At 72.1% G+C, this 17,008-nt stretch carries 17 protein-coding genes; 5 read left to right on the top strand and 12 right to left on the bottom strand.

The window, feature by feature from the left end:
• Nucleotides 1–15: 15 nt before the first annotated feature.
• Entirely contained in the window at nucleotides 16–1,173 is a 1,158-nt protein-coding gene (locus tag AB0N02_RS21465; RefSeq protein WP_363949125.1) for an acyl-CoA dehydrogenase family protein, read from the bottom strand.
• A gap of 77 nt (nucleotides 1,174–1,250) precedes the next feature.
• Nucleotides 1,251–2,381, bottom strand: a complete 1,131-nt coding sequence (locus tag AB0N02_RS21460; protein ID WP_363949122.1) for a M24 family metallopeptidase — start codon at nucleotides 2,379–2,381, stop codon at nucleotides 1,251–1,253.
• 232 nt (nucleotides 2,382–2,613) lie between these two features.
• Between AB0N02_RS21460 and AB0N02_RS21455 the strand changes: the two genes are divergently transcribed.
• Together AB0N02_RS21455 and AB0N02_RS21450 are read left to right on the top strand one after the other, a co-directional pair.
• Nucleotides 2,614–3,834 (top strand): SpoIIE family protein phosphatase, encoded by a 1,221-nt coding sequence (locus tag AB0N02_RS21455; protein WP_363949119.1) that lies wholly within the window; start codon nucleotides 2,614–2,616, stop codon nucleotides 3,832–3,834.
• 22 nt (nucleotides 3,835–3,856) lie between these two features.
• Nucleotides 3,857–4,771, top strand: coding sequence for a 5'-3' exonuclease H3TH domain-containing protein (locus AB0N02_RS21450; RefSeq protein WP_363949116.1), 915 nt, complete (start codon nucleotides 3,857–3,859; stop codon nucleotides 4,769–4,771).
• 21 nt (nucleotides 4,772–4,792) lie between these two features.
• On the opposite strand, the gene AB0N02_RS21445 is transcribed toward AB0N02_RS21450, so the two are convergent.
• The gene (locus AB0N02_RS21445) at nucleotides 4,793–4,915 is read right to left on the bottom strand and encodes a hypothetical protein (protein WP_363949113.1); all 123 of its coding nucleotides are present in this window, start codon (nucleotides 4,913–4,915) and stop codon (nucleotides 4,793–4,795) included.
• A 292-nt stretch (nucleotides 4,916–5,207) separates the two neighbouring features.
• On the opposite strand from AB0N02_RS21445, the gene AB0N02_RS21440 reads away from it, so the two are divergent.
• Nucleotides 5,208–5,948, top strand: coding sequence for a Clp protease N-terminal domain-containing protein (locus tag AB0N02_RS21440; RefSeq protein WP_363949111.1), 741 nt, complete (start codon nucleotides 5,208–5,210; stop codon nucleotides 5,946–5,948).
• 139 nt (nucleotides 5,949–6,087) lie between these two features.
• Nucleotides 6,088–7,515, top strand: a complete 1,428-nt coding sequence (locus tag AB0N02_RS21435) for an RNB domain-containing ribonuclease (RefSeq protein WP_363949109.1) — start codon at nucleotides 6,088–6,090, stop codon at nucleotides 7,513–7,515.
• A gap of 69 nt (nucleotides 7,516–7,584) precedes the next feature.
• Here AB0N02_RS21435 and AB0N02_RS21430 read toward each other — a convergent pair whose 3' ends face one another.
• The 8 genes from AB0N02_RS21430 to AB0N02_RS21395 form a co-directional block, all read right to left on the bottom strand.
• Entirely contained in the window at nucleotides 7,585–7,752 is a 168-nt protein-coding gene (locus AB0N02_RS21430; RefSeq protein WP_363949107.1) for a hypothetical protein, read from the bottom strand.
• 294 nt (nucleotides 7,753–8,046) lie between these two features.
• Nucleotides 8,047–10,776, bottom strand: coding sequence for a DEAD/DEAH box helicase (locus AB0N02_RS21425; RefSeq protein ID WP_363949105.1), 2,730 nt, complete (start codon nucleotides 10,774–10,776; stop codon nucleotides 8,047–8,049).
• 10 nt (nucleotides 10,777–10,786) lie between these two features.
• Nucleotides 10,787–11,791 carry a YegS/Rv2252/BmrU family lipid kinase gene (locus AB0N02_RS21420; protein WP_363949103.1) on the bottom strand — a complete coding sequence of 335 codons (1,005 nt, stop codon included), beginning with the start codon at nucleotides 11,789–11,791 and terminating at the stop codon, nucleotides 10,787–10,789.
• Nucleotides 11,792–11,809: 18 nt separating this feature from the next.
• The gene (gene tatC, locus AB0N02_RS21415) at nucleotides 11,810–12,688 is read right to left on the bottom strand and encodes a twin-arginine translocase subunit TatC (RefSeq protein ID WP_363949101.1); all 879 of its coding nucleotides are present in this window, start codon (nucleotides 12,686–12,688) and stop codon (nucleotides 11,810–11,812) included.
• A gap of 49 nt (nucleotides 12,689–12,737) precedes the next feature.
• Entirely contained in the window at nucleotides 12,738–13,061 is a 324-nt protein-coding gene (gene tatA / locus AB0N02_RS21410) for a Sec-independent protein translocase subunit TatA (RefSeq protein ID WP_363949099.1), read from the bottom strand.
• A gap of 65 nt (nucleotides 13,062–13,126) precedes the next feature.
• Entirely contained in the window at nucleotides 13,127–13,315 is a 189-nt protein-coding gene (locus AB0N02_RS21405) for a hypothetical protein (RefSeq protein WP_363949097.1), read from the bottom strand.
• A gap of 24 nt (nucleotides 13,316–13,339) precedes the next feature.
• Nucleotides 13,340–14,296: a WYL domain-containing protein gene (locus AB0N02_RS21400; protein WP_363949095.1), complete on the bottom strand. Its 957-nt coding sequence runs from the start codon at nucleotides 14,294–14,296 to the stop codon at nucleotides 13,340–13,342.
• Between the two features lie 85 nt (nucleotides 14,297–14,381).
• Nucleotides 14,382–15,341 (bottom strand): WYL domain-containing protein, encoded by a 960-nt coding sequence (locus AB0N02_RS21395; RefSeq protein WP_363949093.1) that lies wholly within the window; start codon nucleotides 15,339–15,341, stop codon nucleotides 14,382–14,384.
• A 56-nt stretch (nucleotides 15,342–15,397) separates the two neighbouring features.
• On the opposite strand from AB0N02_RS21395, the gene AB0N02_RS21390 reads away from it, so the two are divergent.
• Entirely contained in the window at nucleotides 15,398–16,561 is a 1,164-nt protein-coding gene (locus AB0N02_RS21390; protein ID WP_363949090.1) for a DUF3866 family protein, read from the top strand.
• Here AB0N02_RS21390 and AB0N02_RS21385 read toward each other — a convergent pair.
• Entirely contained in the window at nucleotides 16,507–16,989 is a 483-nt protein-coding gene (locus tag AB0N02_RS21385; RefSeq protein ID WP_363949087.1) for a DUF3291 domain-containing protein, read from the bottom strand. The genes AB0N02_RS21390 and AB0N02_RS21385 overlap by 55 nt on opposite strands.
• Between the last annotated feature and the right edge of the window lie 19 nt (nucleotides 16,990–17,008).

The following is a 17,008-nucleotide window of genomic DNA, read 5'->3' as shown; positions in this document are numbered from 1 at the left end:
CCGGAACCGGAAACGTCACGACGCGGCGGTGCCCTTGGCCAGCGCCCTGCCGATCACCAGGCGCTGCACCTGGTTGGTGCCCTCCACGATCTGCAGGACCTTGGCCTCCCGCATGTAGCGCTCGACCGGGAAGTCTTCGACGTAGCCGTATCCGCCGAACACCTGGACGGCGTCGGTGGTGACCTTCATGCACATGTCCGTGGCGAACAGCTTGGCCATCGCGGCCCGGGTGCCGTACGGGCGGCCCGCGTCGCGCAGGCGGGCGGCGTCCAGGTAGAGGGCGCGGGCGGCGGCGACCTGGGTGGCCATGTCGGCGAGCATGAAGCCGACTCCCTGGAAATCGATGACGCGGGAGCCGAACTGCCTGCGCTCCCCGGCGTAGGCCACGGCCGCGTCCAGGGCCGCCTGGGCCAGGCCGACGGCGCAGGCGGCGATGCCGAGCCTGCCTCCGTCCAGGGCGGCCAGGGCGATGCGGAAGCCCTCCCCCTCGGCGCCCAGCAGCGCGCCTGGGCCGAGCCGTGCCCCGTCGAAGCGGACCTGGGCGGTCGGCGAGGACCTCATGCCCATCTTCTTCTCCGGGGCGCCGAACGACAGGCCCTCGGTCCCCGCGGGAACGTGGAAACAGGAGATGCCCCGGCCTCCGTCGGGGGAGGTCCTGGCCATCAGGGTGTAGAAGTCGGCGACGCCGCCGTGGGTGATCCACGCCTTGACGCCGTCCACGACGTACCCCTCGGCGTCGGCCACCGCGCGGGTGGTCAGGGCGGCGGCGTCGGAGCCCGACTGGGGTTCGGACAGGCAGTAGGCGCCCAGCAGCTCGCCGCCGAGCATCTCCGGCAGCAGCTCGGCGCGCTGCTCCGCGGTGCCGTAGGCGGCGACGGGGAAGCAGGACAGGGTGTGCACCGACAGGCCGAGCCCGACCGCCAGCCAGCCGGCCGCGAGCTCCTCGATCACCTGGAGATAGACCTCGTACGGCTGCGCCGCCCCGCCGTACTCCTCGGGATAGGGCAGCCCGAGCAGGCCCGACCTGCCCAGGACGGTGAACACCTCGCGGGGGAAACGCCCGGCGGACTCGTCGGCGACCGCACGGGGCGCGACCTCCTTGCCGATCAGGTCACGGACCAGGTCCAGCAGGTCGTGGGCCTCGGCGGTCGGCAGAATACGCTCAACGGTCATATCCGCACACTCCAGGTTGTGGTGCGACCAGCAAAAAGGGCGGCCGGGGTCGCCGGCCACCCTGATTGTGACATCCGTTACACGATGACGAGCTCGCGAGGCCGGTGGTTGACCCGCTCGCCGCCCTCCTCCGTGCAGATCAGGATGTCCTCGATGCGCGCGCCGTGCGCCCCCGGCAGGTAGATGCCCGGTTCGACGGAGAAGGCGAAGCCCGGTGCCAGCGGCTCGGCGTTGCCCGCCACGATGTAGGGCTCCTCGTGGGTCTCCAGGCCGATGCCGTGCCCCGTGCGGTGGATGAAGTACTCCCCGTAGCCCTCGGCGGCGATCACCTCTCGCGCCGCGGCGTCGACCGCCTCGCAGGACACCCCGGGCCGCACGGCCTCGCACGCCGCCTCCTGGGCCCGCTGGAGCACGTCGTAGTACTTCGCGAAGCCCGCGGGGGGCTCCCCGACACAGTAGACCCGGGTGGAGTCCGAGCAGTAGCCGCTGGGCATCTGGCCGCCGATGTCGACCACGACCGGCTCCCCCGCCTGAATGACCCGGTCGGACAGCTCGTGGTGGGGGCTGGCGCCGTTGGGGCCGGAACCGACGATGACGAAGTCGACGGTCGAGTGACCCGCCGCGATGATCGCCTCGGCGATGTCCCTGCCGACCTCCCGCTCGGTCCGTCCCGCCCGCAGGAAACCCGGCACCTGCGCGTGCACGGCGTCGATCGCGGCGCCCGCCTCGCGGAGCGCGGCCGCCTCGGCCGGGCTCTTGCGCATGCGCAGCCCCCGCAGGACCGTCCCGGCGAGCACCTGGTCCGCGCCGGGCAGCGCGTCGCGGAAGCGCAGCGACTGCATCGCCCACATGCGGTCGGCCAGGCCGACCGCGCCCACCCGACCACCGGCGCCGGCCGCCCCGCCCAGACGTGCGGCGACGATCGCGTAGGGGTCTTCGGTCTCGTCCCAGGGGACGAACTCGATGCCGAGCCGCGACGCCGGGGAGTGCTCGGCGGCGGGCAGCTCCAGGCGGGGCACCACCAGGAAGGCCTCGCCCTCGGCGGGCAGCGCCAGGCAGGTGAGCCGCTCCAGCGGCAACGCCTCGTAGCCGGTCACGTAGCGCAGGTCGGGGCCCGGCGTGAGCAGCAGCGCGCCGAGGCCGGCGGCCGCCGTGGCCTCCTGGGCGGCGGCCAGGCGGGAAACGGGGTACAGGTCAGAGGACTCCATCGTCACACCGACCAATGTAATCCGAGACGGATCACCACCCCACCCCCGCCCTGACCGGCAGAGAAAAGTCCGGGAAAAGGACGCCGGAGCGCGACGACGTCACTACAATCCGTTGAAGGACGATCACATTTTGTCGACGGGACGTCCGCAGGCCCCCCATGTTTCGAGAGCGAGCTAAATGGTCGGCGTAGTGGGCGGCCACCAGCCACCCCTCCACCCACGAAACGACCACGTGACCGGTTCCGCCCCGCTGACCGCGGCAGAGATGGTGCAGCGGTTGCGCGGAGAGCTGGACGAGCACATGGCCGTGGAACAACAACATCTCAGCGCACGGCTGGCCCACGCCGAACGGCTGGGCGACCTGGGCTGGGCCGAGTGGAACCTCCACAGCGGCGAGTCCACCTGGTCCGACCACGCCTACGCCATCTTCGGCCGCGACCCGGGCGAGGGCCCCATCCACCTGCGCGATCTGGTCGGCCACGTCGAGCCGCCGGACCGGGCGGTCCTGGACCGGCTGCTGCGGTCCGTGGTGGACCTGGCCAAGCCGGGGCAGGCCGAGTTCCGCATCCGCCGCGAGGGAGAGGTCCGGAACCTGCGCGCGGCCCTCGACCTCGTGGTGACGGGCGGACGCTCCGCCGTCCACGGCGTTATCCAGGACATCACGGGCCGCCGCAGGGCCGAGCGGATCATGTCGGAGTCCCGGCGGCAGCTGCTGGAGGTCCGCGAGCGGGCCGCCGAGGAGCGGGAGGTGAGCGTGACCCTGCGTGAGGCGATCATGCCGGGCCTCGGCTCGGCCGTCGACCTTCCCCGCGCCCGGATGGAGGTCCGCTACATCCCCGCGGGCATGAAGGACGGTCTCGGCGGCGACTGGTACGAAGCCGCGACCCTGCCCGACGGCCGGGTGCTGCTGACCGTCGGCGACGTGTCGGGGCACGGCCTGCCCGCGATCGCCCAGATGACCCGCCTCCGGCACGCGCTGGGCGGCCTCGCGATGACGGGCGAGTCGCCCGACCGGCTGCTGACCTGGCTCAACGAGCTGATGATGCACCGTTTCGAGGAGACGACCGCGACCGCGGTGGTCGGCCATCTCGATCCGGCCACCGGCGTGTTCACCTGGGGTCAGGCCGGGCACCCCGCGCCGATCCTGATCCGCGACGGGGCCGCCGCCCATCTGGAGCCGCCCGCCGGGGTGCTGCTGGGGGCCACCAGGTCCGTGCCGTACGAACCGGCCAGCGTGCGGCTGCTGGAGGGAGATCTGCTGCTGCTGTTCACCGACGGGCTGGTCGAGCGGCGCGACCGCGACATCGACGAGGGCCTCGCGCTGACCCTGAAGGCGGCGGCCGGCCTGGAGTGGGGCGACCTGCGCGCCGGCCTCGACCGGCTGATCCGGTCGGTCGGCGGGCCCAACCCCGAAGACGACACCTGTGTGCTGGTGATCGGCGTGCGCGGCTGAACGAGTTGGTTAAATGGTCGCCATGCCCGGGCTGATGCTTCTCGACACCCCGTCTCTGTACTACCGCGCCTTCTACGGAGTTCCGGAGTCGGTGACCGCCCCCGACGGAATGCCCGTCAACGCGGTCCGCGGACTCATCGACATGATCGCCATGCTGGTCAGGCAGCACTCCCCCGGCGAGCTGGCCGCGTGCATGGACGCCGACTGGCGTCCGGCCTTCCGGGTGGCGGCGATCCCGACCTACAAGGCCCACCGGGTCGCCCCGGACGGCGGTGAGGAGACGCCCGACACGCTCGCCCCGCAGGTGCCGGTGATCGAGCGGGTCCTCGACGCGGCGGGCATCGCCCGCCTCGGCGTGCCCGGCTACGAGGCCGACGACGTGATGGGCACGCTCGCCTCCCGCGCCGAGGGCGGGGTCGACATCGTCACCGGCGACCGGGACATGTTCCAGCTCGTCGACGACGGCGGGCCGATCCGGGTCCTCTACACGGCGAAGGGCGTCAAGAACCTCCAGCTCGTCGACGAGGCCGCCGTCAGCGCCAGGTACGGCGTCCCGGGACGCTCCTACGCCGACTTCGCCACCCTGCGCGGCGACCCCAGCGACGGCCTGCCGGGGGTGCCGGGGGTCGGCGACAAGACCGCGGCGAGCCTCATCACCCGGTTCGGCTCGCTCGAGGCCCTGATCCGGGCCGTCGACGAGGGCGGCGACCTCACCGCGGGCCAGCGGGCCAGGCTGAGCGCGGCCCGCGACTACCTGCGGGTCGCCCCGGCCGTGGTCCGGGTCGCCCGCGACGTGCCCGTCCCGGAGCACCTGGACCTCGCCCTCCCCGGCAAGCCGCGCGATCCGGAGACGCTCGCCGCCCTGGCCGAGCGCTACGGCCTGAACGGCCCCCTGAGCCGGCTGTCCGAGGCGCTCTCCTGGGCGCCGGGAACCTGATCCCGGCGCCCGCCCCGGCGGTCAGCCGTCGTGGGTGAGCAGGCCGCCCGGCTGGCAGCGGAGCTCGCGGCAGCGGGTGCCGTCCACCGGGGTCACCGCCGGCGGCGTCCTGAGCGGTTCGACGACCGGGCCGTATCCCGCCACACAGCCGGCCGTCTGGATTTTCCGCGATTGCCACGGACCCCCTACCGCGCGAGCAGCGGGAGCGCCGGGAAGGTGTGGTCCTGCCACAGCAGCCGCGAGGTCTCTTGACGGTGAAGGAAAATGCAAATGCAAATGCCCGCCTGCAATGAGTTGTCTGCGAATCGGAGCCGCCGCCCGCAGCCGAAAGCCCCGCCCCGGTGATCCCGGCTACGAGGCGTCCCGGGCCTATCCCGGTCCCAAAATCGTCAACCCCATGTTGACGATCCCTCAATCGTCAACTTATGGTTGACGCATGACGGAACCAACCCGCATAACGAACCCGGTCCGCCTCGACGACCTGATCGAGGCCATCAAGAAAACGCGCTCCGACGTCCTGGAGCAGCTCTCCGACGCGGTCATCGTCGCCGACTCCCTCGGCGAAGTGGCCGACCACCTGATCGGCCACTTCGTGGACCAGGCCAGGCGCTCGGGCGCCTCCTGGACCGACATCGGCAGGAACATGGGAGTGACCAAGCAGGCCGCCCAGAAGCGCTTCGTCCCCAAGGACCCCGGGCAGCCGTCGGACCTCGACTCCGCCCAGAGGTTCGCCCGCTTCACCGACCGGGCCAGGAACGTCGTGGTGGCCTCGCAGAACGAGGCCCACGCGGCGGGCAACGCCGAGATCACCTCCGAACACCTGGTGCTGGGACTGCTCAACGAGCCGGAGGCGATCGCCGCGAAGGCCATCATCGCGCAGGGCCTGACACTGGAGGCCGTACGGCAGGCCGCGACCGCGGCGCTGCCGGCGGCGGCCGACCAGGTGCCCGCCCTCGTCCCGTACGACGCGCGGGCCAAGAAGGCGCTGGAGCTCACCCACCGGGAGGCGCTGCGGCTGGGCCACAACTACGTCGGGACCGAGCACATCCTGCTGGCGCTGCTGGAGCTCGAAGACGGCACGGGCGTGCTCACCGGCCTCGGTATCGACAAGGCCGCCGCCGAGACCCACATCGCCGCCGCCCTGGCCGCCCTCCTCGCCGCCCGCGAACAGCGGTGATCCCGAGGGCCTGAGAGACCGCCGGGCGGGTGCCCGCGCCGGCGTTCCGCCCCGCGCTCCCCGGTCCCTCCGTTCGACGGCGGCCGGCCTACCACTCCCCGCGGACGCGGCCGCGACGAGGAGCGGTAGGTTGGCCTCCGTGCCTCACAAGAGCATCCGTGTGTCCGGAGAGTCCCATCCGCGGCTCAACGATGGTTTCGACCGGATCCGCCGGGAGCAGAAGCTGCCCGAGGGCTTCCCCCAGACGGTCTCCGAGGAGGCGGAGTGGGTCGCCGAGGTGCCCGCGCTGCCCGCCCTGGACCGCACCGACCTGCCGCTGATCACCATCGATCCGCCCGGCTCCATGGACCTGGACCAGGCGATGCACCTGGAGGAGCGCGCCGGCGGCTACCGCGTCTGGTACGCCGTCGCCGACGTCGCGGCGTTCGTACGGCCCGGCGGAGCGATCGACGCCGAGGCCCGCAGCCGGGGCGAGACCGTCTACATGCCCGACGGCCGGGTCCCGCTGCACCCGCCCCTGCTGTCGGAGGGCGCGGCCAGCCTGCTGCCCGGGGCCGTCCGGCCCGCCGCGCTGTGGTGCGTCGACCTCGACGCCGAAGGCCGGATCGTGGGCACCGACGTGACCAGGGCGCTGGTGCGCAGCCGCGAACGGCTCGACTACGACTACGTGCAGACCGCCGTGGACACCGGCACCGCGGACGGCACGTTGCGGCTGCTCGCCGAGATCGGCAGGCTCAGGCTCGCGCTGGAGCGGGCCAGGGGCGGTGTCACGCTGCCCACTCCCGAGCAGGAGGTCGTCCCCGACGGGGACGGCTATCGGGTCGAGCTGCGCGCACCGATGGAGGCCGAGGCCTGGAACGCCCAGATCTCGCTGCTGACCGGCATGGCCGCCGCCTCGATGATGCTGGACGCCGAGATCGGCCTGCTGCGGGTGCTGCCGCCCGCCCCCGCCGAGAAGGTCGCCCAGGTCCGGCGGGTGGCCGCGGCCCTCGGCGTGCCGTGGCCCGAGGGAACCTCCTACGGGGAGGTCGTGCACGGCCTCGACCCGAAGGTTCCCGGGCAGGCCGCGTTCCTGGAGGAGTCGACGGTCCTGCTGCGCGGCGCCGGATACGTGGCCTTCAACGGCGAGCCGCCCGTCCAGGCGGAGCACGCGGCGGTGGCGGCGCCGTACGCCCACGTGACCGCGCCGCTGCGCCGTCTCATCGACCGCTACGCCACCGAGATCTGCCTGGCGATCGCGGCCGGGGAGCCGGTGCCCGAGGATGTCCAGCGGGTCATGGGCGAGCTGCCGGGCATCATGCGGCTGACCGGGCGGCGCGCGGGCGCGGTCGAGCGGGCGTGCGTGGATCTGGTCGAGGCGTTCGTCCTGCGCGAGCGGGTCGGCCAGACGTTCGACGCTGTGGTGATCGACGTGGACGAGGGGCATCCGTGGGGCCAGGTGCAGGTCACCGACCCCGCGGTGATCGCCCGCTGTGACGGCGAGCGGCTTCCGCTGGGTAAGGCGGTCCGGGTACGGCTGACGCGCGCCGACCCCGCGACCAGGGAGGTCCGTTTCAGCCTGGCCTGACGGTGGGGACCCTGGCGGATCCCTCCGGCGCGCCGTCCCGGACCGCCTGCCCGGAACGTCCGAGGGCGACTACCTCTTCAGCGTCCAGCCGGCGCCGACACCGAGCAGGTGCAGCGCGACCGCGATCAGTCCGGCGAGGACCAGCGTGGTGACGGTCACGACGGTGCCGAGGGCCACACCGGCGAGTTGGAAGATCAGAGCGAGCAGGAACAGCAACGCGGCGGCAAGGGCGAACATGCCTACCTCCCTGGGGCGGGGGTTGAACGGGGCTCCGCCATGGGGATTTCCAGGGCGATCTCCCGGGAAACCGTCCTCAAGGTGACGTTCCGCACGCCAACCGTCACAAGGTATTGACCGGGCGGTCAGTTGGCTTTCGCGCCCGGCTGTTATCCGGCTCCGGCCACTCCGGAGCCACTCGTCTCCGGCCCCCCGGAACGGGTCTCAGGACGGCGCGGAGAGACCCGGCCGGGGCTCAACCGGCCAGGAGCCCGGATAGGGCCCCAGGCCGGCCAGGAGGGGCCCCGGAGAGTCTCAGGTCAGGGAGGAGTAGGCCACCACCCCGCGCCGGAGGGCGTCCATCGCCTTGCCCGTCTTCTGCCTCACCTTGCTGCCGGCGGGCGCGGCGTCCGAGATCTGGCCGAGCAGGTCGAGCAGCTGCTTGATCCAGCGCACGAAGTCTCCCGCGGCCAGCTCGGAGCCGTTGACGCCCTCGCCGAGCACGGCGTCCAGGCTGTGGCCCTTGGCCCAGCGGAAGGCCGCCCAGGCGAACCCGAAGTCGGGCTCCCTGATGAACGACAGGCCGTGGTCGCTCTCGATGCCCTCCAGCTCCCCCCACAGGCGCGTCATGTCGCCCAGGGCCTTCTGCACGCCGCCCGCGGGGATCTTCGGCTGGCGTGCCTCGTCGGCCTGCCGGGACTCGAAGACCAGCGAGGAGACGCAGGCCGCGAGCTCGGCGGGGTCGAGGTCGTCCCAGAGCCCGGCGCGCAGGCACTCGGCGGTGAGCAGGTCCAGCTCGGTGTACAGCTGGGCCAGCCGGCGGCCCTCGGCGGTGACGCTCTCGCCGTCGAGGTAGCCGAGCTGGTCGAGCACCCCGCAGACCTTGTCGAAGGTGCGGGCGATGACGTGGGAGCGGCCCTCGACCCTGCGGCGCAGCCCTTCGGTCTCGCGAAGCAGCTTGTAGTAGCGCTCCGCCCAGCGGGCGTGGTCCTCGCGCTCGTCACAGCCGTGGCAGGGGTGCTGCCGGAGCTCTCGGCGCAGGCGGAGGATCTCCTCGTCCTCGGCGGCGTGGTCGCGCGCCCTGGCGGGCTTGCCGAAGTCACGGTCACCGACCTTGGCGTGCATCGACGAGACCAGGCTGGCCCGCTCCTTCGGCGAGCGCGCGTTGAAGTTCTTCGGGATGCGCAGGTGCTCGACCGGCTCGACCGGCACGGGGAAGTCGGCGGGCGACAGCTTCTTGACCTGCTTGCCGATGGTCAGCACCAGCGGGGAGGGCCCCTCGCCCCGGGAGTTGAGGCCGGGGTCGAGGACGACCGCGAGCCCCGCCCTGCGCCCGCCGGGGACGCGGATGATGTCACCGGGCCGCAGCGCCTCGAGCGAGCGCAGGGCCTGCGCCCTGCGGGCCGTGCCGCGCTGGCGCGACAGCTCGGCCTCCCGGTCGGACAGCGCCCTGCGCATCGCGGCGTACTCCTCGAAGTCGCCCAGGTGGCAGGTCATCGCCTCGCGGTAGCCCTGCAGCGCCTCCTCGTGGCGGCGCACCTGCTTGGCGATGCCGACCACCGCCCGGTCGGCCTGGAACTGGGCGAAGGAGGACTCCAGGAGCGTCCTGGCGCGTTCCCTGCCCACCTGGCCGACCAGGTTGACCGCCATGTTGTAGGAGGGGCGGAAGCTGGAGCGCAGCGGGTAGGTGCGGGTGCTGGCCAGCCCCGCGACCTGCAGCGGGTCCATGCCCGGCTGCCAGTGCACGACCGCGTGGCCCTCGACGTCGATGCCGCGCCGCCCGGCCCGCCCGGTGAGCTGGGTGTACTCCCCCGGGGTGAGGTCGGCGTGGGTCTCGCCGTTCCACTTGTCGAGCTTCTCGATCACCACGGAGCGGGCGGGCATGTTGATGCCCAGCGCGAGGGTCTCGGTGGCGAACACGGCCTTGACCAGGTTGCGGGTGAACAGCTCCTCGACGACCTCCTTGAAGGCGGGGAGCATGCCCGCGTGGTGGGCGGCCAGGCCGCGTTCCAGGGCGTCCCGCCATTCGAGGTATCCCAGCACGGCCAGGTCCTCGTCCGGCAGGTGCGCGGTGCGCTCGTCGACGATCTGCCGGATCTCGTGGCGTTCGTCGTCGGTGGTGAGCCGGATCCCGGCGTACAGGCACTGCATGACCGCGGCGTCGCAACCGGCCCTGGAGAAGATGAACGTGATCGCGGGCAGCAGACCCGCCGCGTCGAGGCGCTCGATCGCCTGGGCGCGGTCGGGCGGGCCGCTCCTGCGCGGGCGGGAGTAGCCCCTGCGGCCCCTGCCGTACGCCTGCCGCTCCTCGTCCCTGGCCAGGCGCAGCAGGTTCGGGTTGACCAGCGGCCGGCTGCCGTCCTCCTCGCCGACGAACAGGTCGTACAGGCGGTGGCCGACGAGCATGTGCTGCCAGAGCGGGACGGGACGGTGCTCGTCGACGATGACGCTGGTGTCGCCGCGGACCTCCCCCAGCCACTCGCCGAACTCCTCGGCGTTGCTGACGGTGGCCGACAGGGCGGCCAGCCGCACCGACTCGGGAAGGTGGATGATCACCTCTTCCCAGACCGCGCCCCGGAACCGGTCGGCCAGGTAGTGCACCTCGTCCATGACGACGAAGCCGAGCCCCGCCAGGGTGCCGGACCCTGCGTAGAGCATGTTCCGCAGCACCTCGGTCGTCATGACGACGATCGGGGCCTCGCCGTTGACGCTGTTGTCACCGGTGAGCAGGCCGACCTTGGCCGCGCCGTACCGTTTGACCAGGTCGTTGTACTTCTGGTTGGACAGCGCCTTGATCGGGGTCGTGTAGAAGCACTTGCGGCCCTCCTCCAGGGCCAGGTGCACCGCGAACTCGCCGACCACGGTCTTGCCCGAGCCGGTGGGGGCCGCCACGAGCACTCCGTCGCCGGCCTCGAGCGCGCGGCAGGCGTCGAGCTGGAAGTCGTCCAGCTCGAAGTCGTACAGCCCGCGGAACGAGGTCAGCGCCGGCCCGCTGTCGGCCTGGCTCTGACGGAAGGCAGCGTAACGTTCCGCTGGGGTCGTCATGTCTCCAAGCCTACCGATATCGGGATTCCGGTCCGTCCGGCGCGGACTCGGCGGGAACGTTACTCTCCGGTTCCCCACGCCGGGCTCCGGGCCCGGAAAGATCCGGGGATCCGGGCCCGGACGCCGCCGGGACGAGGACCCGGAGCGCGCCGGGGACGATCTCGCAGGTGAGCGGGGTGGGGCCGAGCCGCTCACCGTCGGCGTAGGCGACCACGCCGGGGGCCTCCAGCGTGATCCGGCGGGCGCGCCCGGTCGCGACGAACGGGTGGGCGACGTGGGCGCCCCGGTAGACCTGGGGGAAGACCCGCAGGAAGCGGCCCTTGGAGACGGCGCCGAGGATCGTCACGTCCAGCAGGCCGTCGTCGGCGACGGCGTCCGGGCAGACGCGCATCCCCGCGCCGTAGGAGGAGGTGTTGCCGACCGCGACCAGCATGGCCTCCCGCTCGATCACCTCGGGCCCTTCGGGGCCGTCCAGGGTGATCCGGAAGGGGATCGGCCGGAAGGAGCGGAGCTCCTCGGCCAGCGCGAGCAGGTATCTGGCCATGCCCGGCGGCCAGGTCATCCGGTTGGCCCGTTCGTTGACGCGGGAGTCGAAGCCGCAGGCGAGGACTCCGGCGAACCATTCGCCGTCACCGGTCCTGGCGGCGTCGACCGCGCGGAGCCCGCCGCCGAGCACGACGTCGGCGGCGGCCACGGGTGATCTCCCCGTCAGGCCGAGCGCGGCGGCGATGTCGTTTCCGGTGCCCGCGGGGACGATCCCCAGCGGGACGCCGGTCCCCGCGACCGCCTGGACGGCCAGGTGCACCAGCCCGTCGCCGCCGAAGGCCACCAGCGTGCCCGCGCCCGCCGCGACGGCCGTACGGGCGCGGGTCAGGGCGTCGGCGGCGGACTCACCGACGATCACCGAGACCTCGGCTCCGCCGCGGCGCAACCGGTGCAGCACCGGGCCGAGCAGTTCCCGCGAACGTCCGCCCCGGGCGGCTGGATTGACGAGGACGGCGATCTCTCCGGGCACGGCCCGGGAATCCATCGCTTACTTCGGCGAGTCGGTATCCGTCTCCAGATCGAGCGGAGAGGCCTCGTCGTCGGACAGCTGGGAGAAGTCATCGCCCTTGGCGGCGGCCCTTCTCTCCCTGAGGTACATGAACCCCTCGGCGAGGGCGAACAGCACGACCATCGGGATCGCCAGGGCGATCATCGAGAACGGGTCGGTGCTCGGCGTCGCGAGCGCCGCGAAGACGAACATGATGAAGATGACCATGCGGCGGTGCTTGGCCACCGTGGCACGCGGCAGGACCCCGATGACGTTGAGGAAGACCATCAGCAGCGGCAGCTCGAAGGAGACACCGAAGATGATCAGCATCACCAGCGCGTAGGTGAGGTAGTCGTCCATCTCCAGCAGCGGGATCGCGTTGTCGGGCGCGAAGCCGAGCAGGATCGACAGGCCGGTGTCCATGATGAGGTAGGCCAGCGCCGCGCCCGCCGCGAACAGCGGGATCGCCAGGCCGAGGAACGAGATCGAGTAGCGCTTCTCGTTGCGGTACAGGCCGGGGGTGACGAAGGCCCAGATCTGGTACAGCCAGACCGGTGAGGAGAGCACCATCGCGAACATCGCCGCGACCTTCAGGTTGACGAAGAAGGCCTCGAAGACGCCGCGGATGGCGAAGGTGCACTCTCCCGGCCGCAGCATCCGCGACGCGGGCAGGCCACAGTAGGGCGCGGTGATGAAGGCCCAGATCGGCTGGAAGAAGATGAAGCCGACAATGATGCCGACGACCATCGCGAGCAGGGCGATGATCACACGGTTGCGCAGCTCACGGAGATGCTCCATGAGCGGCATGCGTCCCTCGGACCTCTCCTCGGACGACACCGATCCGTTCGAGCCCGGCTTGGGCCATTTCAGCAGCGCCATTCACGAATCCCGGTCTGACGAGTGATGTGATCAGGAACCAACCGGAAGCCTACTGCGGCTTCGCGGCACCGGCCTGGGCACGCAGCTTGGCGGCCTGCTCCTCGAGGGCGCGGGCCTGCTCCTCGACCGACGCCTGGGCGGCGGGAGCCGTGGGGAGCGGCTGAGGAGCCGGGGCGGCCTGCGGCTGTGCCTGGACGACGGTGGCCGCCGGAGCGCCCGCCTCGTCGTCGTCGCGGAGCTTGGAGGTCTCCGCCTTGAAGATCCGCAACGATCGGCCCAGACCACGAGCCGCGTCCGGCAGCTTCTTCGCGCCGAACAGCAGGATCAGGATCACTCCGATGATGATCAGCTCGGTGGGTCCCAGGTTGGGCATGACACATCCTTAAGCCGAACGACATGCACTCTCTTGCCCGATCGTACGCTCCCCCGGGCACAGACTCATCCCTTCCGGGCCTGGATTGTCCGGACCTGCTCGTTGAAGGCGCTGTGTGCGGGGGTGATCCTCCGGCGTATTCCGTCGACCTCCCTGCCCAGTTCCCGGGTGGCCAGCAGCACGCGGACCCCCAGAAAACCCAGCAGCACAAGGCCTGCGAAGGCGAGACCGACCGCGGCGAAGATCCAGCTCATATCAACAGATCATAACGTCGCGTGTCAGGAGACCGACTCGTAACGATTCAGCGCGGACGTCGCGGCCCGCCTGACGTCGTCGGCCAGCGAGGCGGGGGAGAGCACCCGCCCCGTGTCCCCCAGGCGCAGCGCCAGGCGCACCAGCCAGTCCTGCTCACGGGCGCGCAGCCCCACCCGCAGACGGCCCTCGCCGAGCTCCTCGACCCGCTCGCACGGATAGTATTCGGCGACCCAGCGGCCCGCGGGGGTCAGCTCCAGCTCGATCAGCTCGTCGGTCGGCGAGGGGCGGAACACCCCGGGCGTCACCTCGCCGGGCACGGCGTCCGCGGGCGGATCGGCGGCCACGTCGAGGATCTCCACCGTGAGCATCCGGTCGAGGCGGAACAGCCGCACCGCCTCGGCCCGGTAACACCAGCCCGACAGGTAGGAGCGGCCGTCGACCACGACCAGGCGCATCGGGTCGACCTCACGCGGGGTGATCTCGTCGCGGCCCGGCACGTAGTAGCGCAGTGAGAGCCGCCTGCCGCACCGCAGCGCCTCGTTGACGGTCGGCAGCGCGTCGGGGGCTGCGTCGACCTCGACGGCGACCTGGCTGCTGACCGCGGCCGCGCCCTCGCCCGAGGCCTGCTCGAACTTGGCGATGACCCGGGCCAGCGCGTCGCGTTCGCCGAACTCCGGCAGCTCGGCGAGCATGCGCAGGGCCACCAGCAGGGCACTGGCCTCGTCGACGCCCAGCCGCAGCGGGCGGGCGATGGTGTCGGCGTTGTCGATGATGATCTCGCCGCCGTCCCACGAGACGTCGATCAGATCACCGGGGGTGTGTCCGGGCAGCCCGCACATCCACACCAGCTGCAGGTCGTCGATGAGCTGCTTCTCGCTCAGCCCGAAGATCTTCGCCACCTCGGGCACCTGGGCCCCGGGGTGCGACATCAGGTAGGGCACCAGGGCCAGCAGCCTGGGCAACCGGTCCGCCGTGCTCATGCCTCGCCTCTCCTTCTCGGCCCCGCGTCCCGCCCGGCCACTGTCCACTCCTCACCGGCGGCCCGGACCGCCGCTCGCGCGCCCGTCATGCCAGGGCGCCCTTCAGCCGGCAGATCACTGCCTCCCTGGCGTCCGGCGGCCCGGCCACCTCGGCGTCGGCGGCGAAGCCGACCACCCATCCGGCCAGCCGCTCGGTGTCGGTGAAGTCGACGTCCAGCTCGTCCCACCCGTCATCGCCCCGCCGTACGGCCTTCGCCACCTGGCGCAGCCCCTGGCAGGTGCCCTCGCGGACCCGGATGAGGGCGGTGCGCTCCTGGACCGTCATGTCGTCGCGGTAGCCGACCATCGACTTGATGTCGACGTCCTCGGGGACCACGACGGTCCCGGGACGGCCGACCGGGACGACGGGGCCGTTGATCCGGCTGAGCCTGAACACCCGCGCCGCGCCGCGGTCGCGGTCGTGCCCGACGACGTACCACCGGCCGCGGCGGCTGACCACGCCCCACGGCTCGACCGTCCGGGTCAGCACGCTCTGGCTGGCCGCCGCCCGGTAGGGGAAGCGGACCGCGCGCCGGTCGCGCACGGCCTCCCACAGCGCGGGGAAGGACGGGTCCCTCGTGTCGACGCGCAGCTCCAGCGCCCCGCCGAGCATCCCGCCCGCCTCGTCGGTCTCCACACCCCCCGCGCGCAGCTTCAGCAGCGCGCCGCTGGCCGCCTCGGCCAGACTGGCCCGCTGCCACACCTGGGCCGCCAGGCCGACCACGGCCGCCTCGTCCGGCTCCAGGGTGATCTCGGGCAGCTCGTAGGCCTGCCGGACGATCCGGTAGCCCGGATCCTCCTCCCAGGGGTCCTTCTGCACCTCGATCGGAATGCCGATCTCGCGCAGCTCGTTCTTGTCCCGCTCGAACATCCGCTGGAAGGCCTCGTCGTTGGCGGCGTCGTAGCCGGGCACCGCCTGGCGGATGTGCTCGGCGCTGAGCGGCCGCCTCGTGGCCAGCAGGCAGATCACAAGGTTCAGCAACCGCTCGGTCTTCCGGCGAGACATCCGGCCTCCTTCCCCGTTCACATGACTCTACGTCCAGGTGACGCTACTCTTCCCCGGTGATCAGATGGCGCAGGGGCGAGATCGTGCGGATCCGGCGAGAGTGGCCGGGAGCGATGGAACTCGACGTCTCCACCGAGGAGGGAAACGTCCGCGCGCTGGCCTACCCCGCCCTGGTCGGGCGTCCTGAGCCGGGCGACACGGTGCTCCTCAACACGACCGCGCTCGCGATGGGTCTCGGTACGGGAGGTTACGCCATGGTGGTGGCGCTCCCGGACAGATTGCCGAAAGATCCGCAGGGGCCGGGGCACCTGGTGAAGGCACGCTACACCCCGCTGCAGGCTACCGTGCTCGGCGCCGACGAGCAGGACTCCCCCTTTCACGAGACGCTCCGCGACGCCGACTCGCTGGACGGCATGCCGGTGGTCGTCGCCGATCTGCACTCGGCGCTGCCGGCGATCCTCTGCGGCCTGTACGGCTCACGCCCTCCCGGCGGCCCCGCCGCCCGGGAACAGGCGCGGGAGACGGGCGAGGCCCCCGAGACGACCACTCCCGCGGAGACCGAGCGGGCGGACGAGGGCCGGGCCGTCAGGGTCGCCTACGTGATGCTCGACGGCGGCGCGCTGCCCGCCTGGTTCTCCATGTCCTGCGCCCAGCTCAGGCAGGCCGGGTGGCTGGAGGGGGTTGTCACGGTCGGCCAGTCGTTCGGCGGCGACGTCGAGGCCGTGACGCTGCACACAGGCCTGCTCGCGGCCCGCCACGTCATGGGCGCCGACGTGGCGATCGTCACCCAGGGACCGGGGAACCTGGGCACCGGCACCCGCTGGGGCTTCTCCGGCGTCTCGGCCGGCGAGGCGGTCAACGCCGCCGCGGTGCTCGGCGGCCGGCCCGTCGCGGCGCTGCGGATCAGCGAGGGTGACCGGCGCGAGCGCCACATCGGGGTCTCCCACCACTCGCTGACCGCCTATGGCAGGGTGGCCCTGGCCCCGGCCCAGGTCGCGGTGCCCGAGCTGCCCGGCGCCTTCGGCGGGCGGGTCGCCGAGCAGTCCGAGCCGCTGGCCGTACGGCACGAGCTGGTCCGGGTGCCCGTGGACGGCCTGTACGAGGCGCTGCGCGACTGCCCGGTGCGGCTGTCCACGATGGGCAGGGGCCTGGACGAGGACCTGGCCTACTTCCTGGCCTCGGCCGCCGCCGGACGCCACGCCGCCTCGCTGCTGTCGTAGAAGTCCTTGAAGGTGAACGCCTCCGGGGCGGGGCCCTGCGCCCGCAGCAGTTCGAGGCGCCGCATCCCCTCCTCCAGCGTCGGGATGTGACCCTCGGGGATCCACCACATCACCGAGTACGGCTGCGCCACGCGCAGGAACCACTCCCTGCGCCGCTGCAGGAACCCCAGGTGGACGGTGCGGTAGACGAAGTCCCACAGGGTGTCGCGCGACTCCCACACCGAGAAGTTGATCACCAGGTGGTCGCCGTAGTCGTGCTTGACGACATCCTGGGGACTGTCACCGCCCTTGAGACGCCAGACGAAGCCGGGGGCGGCGTCGGAGACCGCGTTGACGGGTTCGAGTGCCGCGACGAAGTCGGCGAGTTCGGGGGAGTCGACGGGGGCACGCATGTGGCCGACGTTCAGCTGGGCGAGATGCATGGCCATCAGCAGACCATCCCCCGCC

Origin of the sequence: Streptosporangium sp. NPDC051022 (genome assembly GCF_040683035.1) — a bacterium.
In the GTDB taxonomy this organism is placed as follows: domain Bacteria; phylum Actinomycetota; class Actinomycetes; order Streptosporangiales; family Streptosporangiaceae; genus Streptosporangium.
This window is presented reverse-complemented; position numbering and strand designations above follow the sequence as displayed.